Source organism: Mesorhizobium sp. LSJC280B00 (assembly GCF_000502835.1).
Lineage (GTDB): Bacteria > Pseudomonadota > Alphaproteobacteria > Rhizobiales > Rhizobiaceae > Mesorhizobium.
Genome location: NZ_AYVL01000009.1, coordinates 88,595 through 101,469, shown reverse-complemented (window position 1 = coordinate 101,469; position 12,875 = coordinate 88,595). Strand labels below are relative to the sequence as shown.

Sequence of the window (12,875 nt, the reverse complement as noted above, 5' to 3'; positions counted from 1 at the left end):
AGACCTTCAGGCCAATTCGGCGAACAGGCTGTTGTAGCCCGTCTTCGTGATTCGTACCTGGATAATGTCACCGATTTCGCCGGCCTTTTCATCAACAATAACCGGCTGCAGCCAGGGCGAGCGGCCAACCTTCTGGCCGGCCTGGCGGCCCGGCTTTTCGATCAGCGTGTCGATGGTCCTGCCGACCAGGCTGGTGCCGAAATCCTGCTGCTGTTTCAGCAGCAGCGCCTGCAGCCGCTGCAGGCGCTCGTCCTTGACGGCCTCCGGCACGTGATCGCTCATCTCGGCGCCCGGCGTGCCGGGGCGCGGCGAATATTTGAACGAAAAGGCCGAGGCATAGTTGACGTCTTCGACCAACTGCATGGTCGCCTCGAAATCCGCTTCCGTCTCACCGGGAAAGCCGACAATAAAATCGCCGGACAGTGCGATGTCGTTCCGTGCGGCACGGATGCGGTCGATCAACGTCAGATAGTCCTTGGCCATATGCCTGCGGTTCATCGCCTTGAGTATGCGGTCGGAGCCGGACTGCACCGGTAAATGTAGATAGGGCATCAGCGTCGGCAAATCACGATGGGCGGCGATCAATTCATCCTCCATGTCGCGCGGATGACTGGTCGTGTAGCGCAGCCGCGCCAGGCCTGGAATCTCGGCCAGCCTGAACAGCAGTCGGCCAAGGCCCCATTCCCCGCCGTTTTCGCCTCTTCCATGCCAGGCATTGACGTTCTGGCCGAGCAGCGTCAGCTCGCGCACGCCGGCATCCGCCAGGCGCTCGGCCTCGGCGACGATCTGTGCCACCGGCCGCGAGACTTCCGAGCCGCGCGTATAGGGCACGACACAGAAGGTGCAGAACTTGTCGCAGCCTTCCTGAACGGTCAAGAACGCCGTCACGCCGCGCCTGATCAGTTCGGCGCGCTTCGGCTGCGGCAGATACTCGAACTTGTCCTCGACGGCATAGTCGGTCTCGACGATCTTTTCGCCGCCACGCGCCCTCGCCAGCACACCGGGCAGCCGGTGGTAGGTCTGCGGGCCGATGACCAGGTCGACGGCCGGCGAGCGGCGGATGATCTCGGCACCCTCGGCCTGCGCCACGCAGCCGGCGACGCCGACCAGCATTTCGCGCCCGGCCTTTGCACGCTCGGCCTTCAACTCACGGATGCGCCCAAGTTCGGAATAGACCTTTTCCGCCGCTTTCTCGCGGATGTGGCAGGTGTTGAGCAGCACCAGATCGGCCTCGCCGATAGCGTCTGTCGCGGCATAGCCGTCGGCCGCCAGCGCATCGGTCATGCGCTGCGAATCGTAAACATTCATCTGGCAGCCATAGGTCTTGACGAAGACCTTTCTGGTCGCGGCAGGCGGAACGACCAGGTCTTCGGCGGCAGCGCCGATGTCGTCGCGTTCTATCGTGTTCAATTCCATTTCGCGGCTTCTAGCGCCTTTCCCCGACAAAAAACAGACGAATCTGGCCGGAACCTGCGCAGCCTACCGGCTCGGACGCGGTTCGGCGAGCGCCGCTTGTACCATCTCGCGTACCTGGCGTTCCATCTGCTTTGCTGTCTCCTTGCGGCTGGAGCCCTTGGAGAAAGCAATCGCCTCGCCAAAATGCACCTCGACGTCGAGGGCGCCCTCGGCCATCAGCACCTTGAGGTGCGGCATCAGCTCCTCGTCGCCGATCCAGGCGGCAACCGGCCGATGCCGGCGGCCGAGCGGCACGCCATGCAGGCGCGTATAGACGATCGCCACCGGCTGGATGAAGACCTGTTCGGCCGCCCCTTCCGCAATCGCCATTGTAGCGGCGCCGAACAGCGTGCTCTTGAACGGCAGGATCATGTTGCCGTCGCCGGTCGAGCCTTCGGCAAACAGCACCATGGCGTCGCCCTTGGCCATGCGGCCGGCGATCTCGCTCGCCTGGTCGCCCGACGAACGCTTACGCTCACGTTCGATGAAGACCGTGCGTTGCAGCTTCGACAGCATGCCGATCAACGGCCAGCCGGCCATGTCGGCCCTGGCGATGAACGTCACGTCGACCATCGACCCCAGCACCATGATGTCGGTCCAGGAGATGTGGTTGGACGCAACCAGCAATGGGCGTTGTTCGGACAGAGTCCCCTTGACATGGATGCGCAGCCCCAGCGTCCTGACGATCATCCTGTGCCAGATTTTCAGGATGAAGGTCTCGCGCCAGAGCCCGGTCCGCATCGACAATATCTGCAGCGGCACAAGCACCAGCGAGCCGACGACAACCAGCCCCAGGGCCAGGAAAATCCTGATTTTTCCGATCATCCGCACCACCCCGGCGTTTGGCTAGCGAAGATCGCGGCGCATGACAAGCGCGCCGGTCGGGCCGTGCTCCGGCGACTTGTAATAGTTGGCGCGCTTGCCGACCTCGCGGAAGCCGAACCGCCGGTAGAGCGCGATCGCGGCGACATTGGTCTCGTCGACCTCGAGGAAAAGCGCCTCGGCGCGCTGTGCGTGCAGTTCGCGCAGCACCGCATCCATCAATTGCCAGCCGAGCCCCCGGCGCCGATGCGAGCGTGCCACCGCGACCGTCAGGATCTCGCCCTCGCCGGCCGCGAGCCGCGCCAGCACGAAGCCGACCGGCGGCTTGGCACCCTGTCCGGTCTCGCGCGCGGCATAGCCGAACACCGTGTCCTGCTCGAGCAGCGCGGCGAATTCGTCGTCGGTCCACGGCCGCGCGAAATCCTCGCGATGCAGCACCGACATGGCCGCGCTATCGGCAACCGTCAACGGCTCGAGCGCATAGTCCCTGCGGCGCGACTGGAGGAAAGGAATGCGCATCAGGACTTGTTTCCGTTTGGACCATGATCTTTTCCCAAAACCGGTTTCCACTTTTTGGGATCATGGTCTTGCCTCGATAGAATAAAGCCTGCCTGAGGCTTTGCGTCGGCGCCGCGCAGATAGAGTGGTTTCGGCTTTTCGCCCTCGCCCTTTTTACCGGCACGTTGGGCGGCGGCCAGCCGGGCATAGACGGCGATGTCGGCGGTGGCCGCTGTCGCGCCGACGTCGAAGGCGCGCCCGGCCGAGGCGGCAATTTGCGTTGCCGCCGTACCGGCCAGAACCGCGGAGCTGTCAACCGCCTTGGCGGCGGCTTGCGAGAGCGTGGTCACCGAGGGACCGTAAATCAAAACGGATGCTTCATCGTAAAGTGCCGCATGGATCTCCTCGCGACCTGCATCGAGCGCGGCGAGCACGGCGCGACCGGGAAATGCCGCTCTCGCTTGCGCCGCCAGGGCCTCCAGAGTCGTCACGCCGATCGCCGGGATTTTCAGCGCCAGCGCAAGGCCGCGCGCCGCCGAGACGCCGACGCGCAGACCGGTGAAGGAGCCCGGACCCGTCGAAACGGCAATGGCGCCGAGGCCGGAATAGTCGGTTCTGCTGGTCCCCAACGCCTTTTCGATGACACCCATCAGATGCTCGGCATGACCCTTACCGAGATCGAGCACCGAACGGCCGAGTTCTTTCCCGGCCGCCGCGTCGTAGACGCAGGCGGCGCAGAGATTGGCGGCACAGTCGATGGCAAGCAATTTCATGAAGCGGCCGGTTGAGACAGTTTCGAAAACAACTTCCCTCTGCCCGCCAGGGCTGATCCCCGCAAGGGAATAATGGATAAATCGTCAGGCGACTTGGCTTCGGCGCGGGTCCAAGAATGTAAGTTCCAACGCACGCAATCGCCACAATAGGTATCGGGACTAGCCGACCTGCTCGATACGCAGCACGTGATTGTCCCAGACATAGTCCGGCTCGGAACGTATCGAGCCACCGGACTCGACGATATCGCCGGCGCCGGTCGTCGCCATGAAGCTTTCCCCATCGGCTGCAACGCCGCAAACCTCGACCAGCGCCTTGGTGGCGACGATGCGGCCGCTGGCCGCGTCGATCACGGCAAGCGAATTGCCCTCAGGCGAAGACACGGCGATGGTGCCGGCGGCAGGGTTGGCGGCGACCGAGCCGATATAATTCCTGAAGCCGGAGAGCACATCCTGCGACATATCGAGCAATTGCAAGTCCTTGCCGCGCGGCGCGCGGCCAACCAGCGGGGGACGATCGGTACCCGGCCCCCTGTACTGGCAGCCGAACCAGACGGTGCCGGACCGGTCGGCATCCATATGGCGGATCGACAATTGGTGCAGCGCCGGCGGCAATTCGTGCTTTTCGGTGAGATCTCCGGTAAGGCGGTCGACCAGAACGTAGGAAGGCTTCATCGTTGCGATGTTGAGCTCGGCGCGGCCATAATCCGGATGCGTCTCGATGCCGCCATTGGCCACAGCAATCGTCCTGCCGTCGGAAAGCAGCAACAGCTCGTGCGGGCCTGTGCCGTAGGTCGGGAACTCGCCGATGCGCTTGAATTTCGCATGCGCGTCATAGACGCCGACGACGCCGGCGGCATTGTCGAAATCGTTCTCGGTTGCGTAGAGCAGCGTGCCATCGGCCGAGAACACGCCATGGCCGAAGAAATGCCGGCCGGCAACGCTGGCAATGGTGCGCGGTTCACCGCGGCCGGTATGGTCGAAGACGACAGCAAAGGTGCCCGGCTGCCTGGCAAACACCACCGAACGCTTGGACACCGGGTCGAAGGTAACGTCGTGACCCCGATCGGGCAGATCGATCGTGTGCAACAACTTGCCGGCCTCGGACAGGACGGCCGCGCCATAGCTGCCGTCGCGCTTGACGAAAGCGGTGGCGAAGACCGCGTCGGCGTCGAGTGTCTTTGCCCAGGCCGACGGCGCCATCGCCGCTACGAAACCAGCGCCGGCGGCCCTCAGGAAATCGCGCCGATCGATCAGCGGCGTCCTCATGATCAGTCGCCATCCAATGACGAGAACCCGGCGGTCAGGCCGAATTCGGCGGTCAGCCTGGTGCCGATCAGGGTCGTCAGGCTGGATGTCACCAGCGAGAAATAGTCGAGCTTCTGGCGCAGCGCCGGATCGGCAAGTGCCTTGTCGATCGGTCCCCTGATCGCCTTGGCCGCCTCGATCCCGTTGGTGAGCTGGATGTGGACCGATTCTGCCATCCAGCGCGCATCGGGCGGCAGCGCGTCGCCAAGCTGCGAGGCCTGGAACAGCGTGTCCATGCCGGCCAGATTCCCGGTCAGCGAGCGGGCGGTGTTTTGCGAGCGCCAATAGATCGCCTGTTTCGGTTTGTCGGCCTCCGGCTTGGCGCCCAGGAAGCCTTTCAGGCGTACGTCGCGGACCATTTCCAGCTCGTTGATGAAGACGCCGACCAGTTCGGTCACCGCTTCAGTTCCGTGGTGGTAGAGCGCGTTCTGCGGACCCGGATTGGCCCAGAGCGCGGCAAAGCCGTTGGGCTCGTTCCAGTCATCGCCAACCTCGCCGGCAATCGTCTCGACATTGCCGGCAATGGCCGCACCGTAGGCGCAGCGATAGGCGTCGTCCCTGCCGACCAATTGACCGGCTCCGTCGCCGTAGAGGACGAATTCCAGTGCGCCGAGCCCTTGCATGGCGACGCTCTTTGTAGCCAGCTGGGCCGGATCGGCGGCTGTCGGATCCTTGCCGGCAAGTGCCGCCTGCACCTGCTTCAGGCCGATGCTCTTGCGGTCCGGCCAAAACAGCATGCGCTCAAGCCGGTTGTTTTCCGCGATCGGCCCGAAACGGATGATTTCCACCACCGACCAGGCATCCACGACACCCGAGAATTCGGCGCGTGCCGCATCGAGATTGTCTCGCGAGGGCGCTTGGCAAAGCGCGTGCATGGTCTTGGCCAAGCTGTCCGCATGGTCATGCAGTCTGGCATAGGCCGGGCGGACGAAGCCGTCGATCGCCCGCTGGATCACATCCGAAGCCTTCACCGCCGCGGATGCCGGCAGCGCACCGGCGAGGACCAGCATCAGAGCGAATGCAAGACGCTTCCGCATCAGAGCGACTCCAGAAACTTGATCAGCGCGGCGCGGTCGGCCGCATCGGCAGCGGCAAAGCGGTCACGCGCCTTCTGGCCCTCGCCGCCATGCCACAGAATCGCCTCGGCCAGGCTTCGTGCGCGCCCGTCATGCAGGAAGAAGGTGTTGCCGCTGACGGTCTGGGTGAGCCCGATGCCCCACAGTGGCGGCGTGCGCCATTCGCTTCCCGTGGCCTCGCCCACCGCCTGTCCGTCGGCAAGGCCGGGTCCCATGTCATGCAGCAGGAAATCGGAATAAGGCCAGATCAGCTGGAAGGCCTGCGCCTTGTTCGGGGTGCCGCGACGGGTGACGAATTTCGGCGTATGGCAAGAGATGCAGCCCATATCGTAGAACAGTTTTTTGCCGGCGAGCACGTCCGGTCTGCCGAGATCGCCCCGGGCCGGCACGGCAAGGTTTTGCGAATAGAAGGTCACGAGGTCCATGACCGGCGGCGGCGCTTCGACCGGACCGAGGCGCTCCTGTACACCGTTAGGTTGGGCAAGGCAGGTCTTTTCCGCGGCGCTGCAATCGCCCCAGTGCTTCGGCACCTCAGGCGTCGAAATGCCGATATCGCCGGCAAAAGCGTCGGCCGATTGCTGGCGGATCGATGCCGCCTGCGCCTTCCAGCCGAAACGGCCGAGCGTCAGTTCACCGCTGCTGGCGTCGCGTATTATGTTTGGCCTGCCGGAAATCCCGTCACCATCGCGGTCGGCCGCATCGGCACGCGTAAGGATGTCGGCAGGAGCGATCTGCTCGACCAGGCCAAGGCCGATCATCGGCGGCGTCATGCGCGGCGACAGCGTGGTGTGTGGATCGAGCGCCCCGTAGGCGAGACCGTCGACCGAATAGCTCGGCTTGCGCAGCGACACGACGCTGCCGTCCGCCAGTTTTACTTTTTGCTCCTGATAATCGACATGCATCCTGCCTTCGCCCTGCAGGCCGGGAACGGCTAGCTCCTGAAGTTGTGTGCCATAGACCGGGTCGGGAAAGTTGAGCACCTTGTGATCGGCGAGCGCGGCTTTCTCCTCCTCGGTACTGGCTTCCCTTGCCAGGCGCAGGAACATCGAGGTGGTGCCGCTGTCGCCTTGGGGCGGATGGCCGCGGCCGTCCTTCAGATGACAGTTCTGGCAGGCGCGCTCGTTGAACAACGGGCCGAGCCCATCCGAGGCTTGTGTCGAGGATGGCGAGGACACCCAGTTCTTGCGGAAAATGGCGTTGCCGAGCTTGAAGGTACCCTCTTCCTCGAAGCTGATGTTGGCAGAGGATTGCGAGAAGGCGTCCTTGTTGACGTCCTTCTTCGAGGTGCCGGCGCCGCCCTGCATCAGCTCGAATTGCTCGGGCTTGGAGAAATCGCTGGTCGGCCTGGTGATGGCGATGACGCGCGCCAGATCCTTCGGCGTCAGATCCGTGCGGCTGGTGGCAAGCCCCGCCGGTTGCGGCGCCCCGGCCAGCGCCGAGGCTGTGAGCGTCGCCACCACGGCAAGAAAGGCGCCGCGAAGGATACCGTATCGCGGCTTCTTCTGAGGCGGCAGGCCACAATGCTCGGCCGGCCGCAAGCGGCGCATGAAATCTAGGGGGCGCCGCATTCCGGCATGTCCTTATTCCGCCTCGTCGGCCGACGCTGCGTTGAGTTGGCCGTACTTTTCTTCGCCGATCGAGGCGAGCAGGTCGAGTTGCGTCTCGAGGAAGTCGATGTGACCTTCCTCGTCAGCCAGCAATTCCTCGAACAGCTTCATCGTCACGTAGTCGCCTGCTTCGTTACAAACCTCGCGCGAACGCTTGTAGGCGGTGCGCGCGTCATATTCGCCGGCAAGATCGGATTCGAGCACTTCCTTGACATTCTGCCCGATGCGCAGCGGCGCCACGGACTGCAGGTTCGGATGGCCCTCGAGGAAGATGATGCGCGCCACGAGCCGGTCGGCATGGTGCATTTCCTCGATCGATTCAGCGCGTTCCTTCTTCGCTAGCTTGGCGTATCCCCAGTCTTCCAGCAGCCGGAAATGCACCCAGTATTGATTGACCGCCCCAAGTTCCAGAAACAGAGCCTCGTTAAGCCGCTCTATGATCTGCTGTTCGCCTTTCATGGGTTCTGCTCCCGTATTGGACGCGTAGGCCTCTGACGCGATCCAGGTGTGAAACGATGTCCACGCCACTCGCCGCCGAGCGGGCATGGTAATTTTCGGTGACCCGAATGATCGTTTCGACCACATTTGGGAAGCAGCCGCAACAGCGACCGCGCTTGTGCATGGCGTGATAGACCTTGGCCGGCACGATCAGCTGCCAGGGGTCCTCATCCAGCAGTCCGACGATCGTCTGCTCTATCTCCTTTTCGGTGATGATGTTGCAATGGCAGATCAGCATTTGTCGCTCTGGCTAACGGCGCTTCGTTGCGGCGTGTGGCTGGTGGTTTCGATAGTTTATTGGAACACCTTGTCCGGTGAATCGAGGCTGTCCGAACCCTCGAAGGCTATCGCATTGAGCTTCAGGGTGCCGACGGCGCGTTCGATCGACTTGGTCTGATCGACCAGCGCGTCGATCGCCGCCTGCACGGTGGCATTGCCTTCCGTGTTGCCTTCTCCGATCTGCTGGTCATAGGCCTCGCCGGCAAGCGCCCGCGCCTTGATGGCCTCCATCTTGGCGACGGTGACGTCCAGTTTGTCCGACAATTCCTTGTCAACCGCCGGGTCGGCCGCCTTGACCATGTCGGCCACCGACGGCCCCTCGACGACAGTGCCGTCGAGCCGCTTGTAGCTGCCGTGATAGGCGGCACGGATGCCGATCGCATCGTAAAGATGGGAGTTGTAGGTATTGTCGGAGAAGCAATCGTGCTCCTCTTCCGGGTCGTGCAACAAGAGGCCGAGCTTCATCCGCTCTCCGGCGAGCTCACCATAGGACAACGAGCCCATGCCGGTGAAGATGGTCGAAATGGCGGCGTTCAGCTCGCCATCGACAAGGTTCTTGCGGGCGGCGCCGCCTTCCTTCCAGTCGTCGACCATATCCTTTAGATCGGAAACCAGAAGGTCGCTCGCCGATTTCAGATACTGTCCGCGACGGTCGCAATTGCCGCCGGTGCAATTGGCGAGGTCGTAGTCGGTGTAGGGCCGTTCGCCGGCGCCCGGACCGGTGCCGTGCAGGTCCTGACCCCAAAGCAGGAATTCGATAGCGTGATAGCCGGTCGCCACATTGGCCTCGATACTGCCGGCCTCCTGCAGGGTGCCGGAGAGGAACTCCGGCGTCAGGTCGGTGGCGTCGACCTTCTTGCCGTTGATCTCGATCGACTTGTTGGCGATCACATTGGCGGTGTAGAGCACGTTGGCGTCCGACTCGGTGCCGTAGCTCTTGGCGACATAGTCGATCAAGCCTTCGTCGAGCGGCCAGGAGTTCACCTCGCCTTCCCAGTCGTCGACGATGGCATTACCGAAGCGATAGACCTCGGTCTGCTGATAGGGAACGCGCGATGCCTTCCAGGCCTCGCGGGCGGCGTTCAGCGTTTCGGCAGATGGCTTGGCGAGCAGCGCATCGACAGCCTTGTCGAGCGCCTCGGCCGTGATCAGCGAATCCTCGTATTTGGCGAGCGCAATGTCGGAATAGGTCTTGATGACCGCCTTGGCATCGGTTTGCGCCTTGGCCGGCAGCACGAACACGGCCGCCGTCAGCATCGCGGTGGCGCCGATCGCCGCAAGCCTGCCGCCATACCGCGCCGTGATCATCGTTCTCATGATTGTCTCTCCTCGGGAATCAATGAAATGCCGGCGCCGCGGCGGGCAGTTGCCAGCGGGCAAAGAAGGGTCGCGCCATCGCGCGGTTCGCGGAAGAAAGACACCGAAATGCCTCCAATCGAAAGGGTTCAAGGCCCAGACATCAAAGGGATGCGCTGACGCGCGAGCTTCCATAAAACGGCGAAGACGCCGGATGTCAACTGGTGGCATAGAAAAAATTCAATTGAAACAATAGTTTAGAATTATTCTAAACTAGAACTGTCAACTTTAACACCGACGTATGAGGAATGCCGGCGCATGACGCAGTTGACAGGCGGCCGTTCCGGGTGCGACCCGGATCGGCGCTCTTGCGGCGGCGCCGGACAATCGCCACCTGGCGAGACGTCCTAGATTTGGATGAGGAATCGGGCTGTTATGAAGAACGGGGTCGTCATTGTCGGTGCGGGTCATGCGGGCGTGCAAGCGGCCGCCAGCCTGCGCGAAGAAGGCTATGACGGCCCGGTGATCCTGGTCGGCGACGAAAACGAATTGCCCTACCACAAGCCGCCGCTGTCGAAGACCTTCATCAAGGATCAGCAAGCAAAGCCGCAGCCGTTGCGCGGCGAGGCTTTTTATACCGGCAGCGCCATCGACTTCCGGCCAGGCATCCGGGTCGAGCGGATCGACGTAGGCGGCCGCAGGCTGGAGATATCGGGCGGCGGCGTGCTGCCGTTCGGCCGGCTGATCCTCGCCACCGGCGCGCGGCCGCGCCTGCTGCCGCTGCCGGGTTCGGAGCTTTCTGGCGTTGTGTCGCTGCGCTCGCTCGGCGATGCCCGCCTGATCCGCGAATTGAGCGCGCAAAGCGAGGAGGTCGTCATCCTCGGCGGCGGCTTCATCGGCCTGGAGATTGCCGCGACGCTCACCGCGGCAGGCCGCAAGGTTACGGTGGTCGAGGCGGTCGACCGGCTGCTCGGCCGCGCCGTGGCACCGGTCATCGCCGGCCATGTGCGCCAGCGGCTGGAGGCCACCGGTGTGCGCATTCTTACCGGCACCACCATCGAACGGCTGGAGGGCGAGAACGGCCGTGTTTCGGCTGCAATCACCTCATCTGGCGAGAGATTGCCGGCGCAGGTGGTCGTCATCGGTATCGGCGTCGTGCCGAATGTCGAATTGGCCGAAGCCGCCGGCATTGCCATCGCCAACGGCATCCGCGTCGACCAGCAGATGCGCACGTCGGTGCCGGAAATCCTCGCCATCGGCGATGCCGCCTCCTACCGGCACTGGTTCACCGGCGGCGATGTGCGGCTGGAATCGGTACAGAACGCCACTGACCAGGCGCGGCTCGCCGCACGCACCATCGCCGGCCACACCGACAATTACTCGGCAGTGCCGTGGTTCTGGTCCGATATCGGTGACATGAAGCTGCAGATGGTCGGCCTGATTGCGGGCGGCGACAGCCATGTCGTGCTGGGCGACGTGGCCGAGAACAAATTCTCGATCTACCACTATGCCGGAAGCCGGCTGCTCGGCATCGAATCGGTCAACCGGCCCGGCGACCACATGCTTGGCCGCAAGATGCTCGGCGCCGGCTTTTCGCCGTCGCCGCAGACTGTCGCGACCGGGCCCGACGGGCTGAAGGCCGCGCTCGCCGCCTTCCAGCAGGCAGAGCCGGCCCGCGCGGCAGGATAATCGTATCGCTCAGGCAGCGCGGGCCTCGCGGATCGAACTTTCCAGGATGTCGAGCGCCTCGTTCATGACTCCGTCCTGGATGGTGATCGGCGCGAGGAAGCGGATGACGTTGCCGTAGACGCCGCAGGTGAGCAGGATCAGGCCCTTGTCGAGCGCCTTCAGCCGGACCGCATTGGCGAGTTCCGGCGACGGCAGCCCCTTCGCCACATCGTTGAACTCGACCGCGTTCATGAAGCCGGGGCCTCTGATATCGACGATTTCCGGGGCTTCGTCGCGGATCGCTTGCAGGCGCTGCTTCAGACGGTTGCCCAGCGTGTTGGCCCGGTCGCAGAGCTTCTCCTCGTCGATGACGTCGAGCACGGCATGCGCCGCGGCGACGCCGATCGGGCTGCCGCCATAGGTGCCGCCGAGTCCGCCGGGGTTCGGCGAATCCATGACCTCGGCACGCCCGGTGACCGCCGCCAACGGGAAGCCGCCGGCCAGGCTCTTGGCCATGGTGGTGATGTCGGCCGCCACCTCGTGATGGTCCATGGCAAACATCTTGCCGGTGCGGGCAAAGCCGGTCTGCACCTCGTCGGCGATCAGCAGCATGCCGTGCTGATCGCAGATCTTGCGCAATGCGGTCATGAAATCGCGCGGCGCCTCGTAGAAGCCGCCCTCGCCCTGCACCGGCTCGACGATGATCGCGGCGACGCGGGCCGGATCGACATCGGCCTTGAACAGCCGGTCGAGCGCAGCCAGCGAATCGGCGACCGACACGCCGTGCAGCGCAACCGGGAACGGCGCATGGAAGACATCCGCCGGCATGGCGCCGAAGCCGACCTTGTAAGGCACGACCTTGCCGGTCAGCGCCATGCCCATGAAGGTGCGTCCGTGGAAGCCGCCGGAAAAAGCGATGACCGCCGGCCGGCCGGTGGCGTTGCGGGCGATCTTGATTGCATTCTCAACCGCCTCGGCGCCGGTGGTGACAAAAATCGTCTTTTTGTCGAACTTGCCGGGCAGCATGCCGTTCAGCCGTTCGGCCAGCCGGATATAGCTCTCGTAGGGCACGACCTGGTAGCAGGTATGGGTGAAGCGGTCGAGCTGCGCCTTGACCGCTTCGATCACCCTGGGGTGACGGTGGCCGGTGTTGACGACGGCGATGCCGGACGAGAAATCGATGTAGCGGCGGCCTTCCACATCCCAGATCTCCGAGTTTTCGGCGCGATCGGCATAGATCTGAGTGGTCATGCCGACGCCGCGCGAAATCGACTGGCTCTTGCGTTCGGAAATGGCTGAATTTGTCATCGTACCCCTCACCGGGCCGGCGCCCGCTCTCGTTTGATGGCTGTTGAGACTCTTCTGGGCTTATTTCAGGTTTTCCTCAAGTTGGCACTGGCGGCGGGCGATTGGGCCTGCGGTCCGGCAGCTACGCGATGATGGCCGGCACTATCGCCGGCGCAGCGATCATGCTGCTGTTCCTGCCGGCGTGCTATTCGGCGTGGTTCAGGTCAAGGAGCCGAAAGAGGCGGAGGGCGAGGCGGGAGATAGCAGTGCCATTGTGGAGGGTAGCGGGGCCTAAGGCGGAAGTTGAGTTC

12 protein-coding genes are annotated in these 12,875 nt (G+C 63.7%); 1 reads left to right on the top strand and 11 read right to left on the bottom strand.

Annotated features, from left to right (window positions below):
* Positions 1 to 6: 6 nt before the first annotated feature.
* The 10 genes from miaB to X773_RS54790 form a co-directional block, all read right to left on the bottom strand.
* Complete coding sequence (gene miaB / locus X773_RS54835) at positions 7 to 1,416, bottom strand: tRNA (N6-isopentenyl adenosine(37)-C2)-methylthiotransferase MiaB (RefSeq protein WP_023676890.1); 1,410 nt, start codon at positions 1,414 to 1,416, stop codon at positions 7 to 9.
* Positions 1,417 to 1,479: 63 nt separating this feature from the next.
* The gene (locus X773_RS54830; protein WP_023676889.1) at positions 1,480 to 2,280 is read right to left on the bottom strand and encodes a lysophospholipid acyltransferase family protein; all 801 of its coding nucleotides are present in this window, start codon (positions 2,278 to 2,280) and stop codon (positions 1,480 to 1,482) included.
* Positions 2,281 to 2,301: 21 nt separating this feature from the next.
* Complete coding sequence (gene rimI / locus X773_RS54825) at positions 2,302 to 2,796, bottom strand: ribosomal protein S18-alanine N-acetyltransferase (RefSeq protein WP_023676888.1); 495 nt, start codon at positions 2,794 to 2,796, stop codon at positions 2,302 to 2,304.
* A complete protein-coding gene (gene tsaB, locus X773_RS54820; protein ID WP_023676887.1) occupies positions 2,796 to 3,548 on the bottom strand; it encodes a tRNA (adenosine(37)-N6)-threonylcarbamoyltransferase complex dimerization subunit type 1 TsaB in 753 nt (250 codons plus the stop codon). The genes rimI and tsaB overlap by 1 nt, the downstream gene beginning before the upstream one ends.
* Positions 3,549 to 3,707: 159 nt before the next feature.
* Positions 3,708 to 4,814, bottom strand: a complete 1,107-nt coding sequence (locus X773_RS54815) for a DUF1513 domain-containing protein (protein WP_023676886.1) — start codon at positions 4,812 to 4,814, stop codon at positions 3,708 to 3,710.
* Positions 4,815 to 4,816: 2 nt separating this feature from the next.
* Positions 4,817 to 5,890: an imelysin family protein gene (locus X773_RS54810; protein WP_023676885.1), complete on the bottom strand. Its 1,074-nt coding sequence runs from the start codon at positions 5,888 to 5,890 to the stop codon at positions 4,817 to 4,819.
* Positions 5,890 to 7,497 (bottom strand): di-heme oxidoredictase family protein, encoded by a 1,608-nt coding sequence (locus tag X773_RS54805; protein WP_023676884.1) that lies wholly within the window; start codon positions 7,495 to 7,497, stop codon positions 5,890 to 5,892. Before X773_RS54805 ends, X773_RS54810 begins: the two co-directional genes overlap by 1 nt.
* 12 nt (positions 7,498 to 7,509) lie before the next feature.
* Positions 7,510 to 7,995: a bacterioferritin gene (gene bfr / locus X773_RS54800; protein ID WP_023676883.1), complete on the bottom strand. Its 486-nt coding sequence runs from the start codon at positions 7,993 to 7,995 to the stop codon at positions 7,510 to 7,512.
* A complete protein-coding gene (locus X773_RS54795; RefSeq protein WP_023676882.1) occupies positions 7,961 to 8,272 on the bottom strand; it encodes a (2Fe-2S)-binding protein in 312 nt (103 codons plus the stop codon). Before X773_RS54795 ends, bfr begins: the two co-directional genes overlap by 35 nt.
* 56 nt (positions 8,273 to 8,328) lie before the next feature.
* Entirely contained in the window at positions 8,329 to 9,570 is a 1,242-nt protein-coding gene (locus tag X773_RS54790; RefSeq protein ID WP_245274705.1) for an imelysin family protein, read from the bottom strand.
* 474 nt (positions 9,571 to 10,044) lie between these two features.
* On the opposite strand from X773_RS54790, the gene X773_RS54785 reads away from it, so the two are divergent.
* Positions 10,045 to 11,298 carry an FAD-dependent oxidoreductase gene (locus X773_RS54785; protein WP_023676880.1) on the top strand — a complete coding sequence of 418 codons (1,254 nt, stop codon included), beginning with the start codon at positions 10,045 to 10,047 and terminating at the stop codon, positions 11,296 to 11,298.
* 9 nt (positions 11,299 to 11,307) lie between these two features.
* Here X773_RS54785 and X773_RS54780 read toward each other — a convergent pair whose 3' ends face one another.
* On the bottom strand, positions 11,308 to 12,585 hold the full coding sequence (locus X773_RS54780) for a 4-aminobutyrate--2-oxoglutarate transaminase (RefSeq protein WP_023676879.1): 1,278 nt from the start codon (positions 12,583 to 12,585) through the stop codon (positions 11,308 to 11,310).
* Between the last annotated feature and the right edge of the window lie 290 nt (positions 12,586 to 12,875).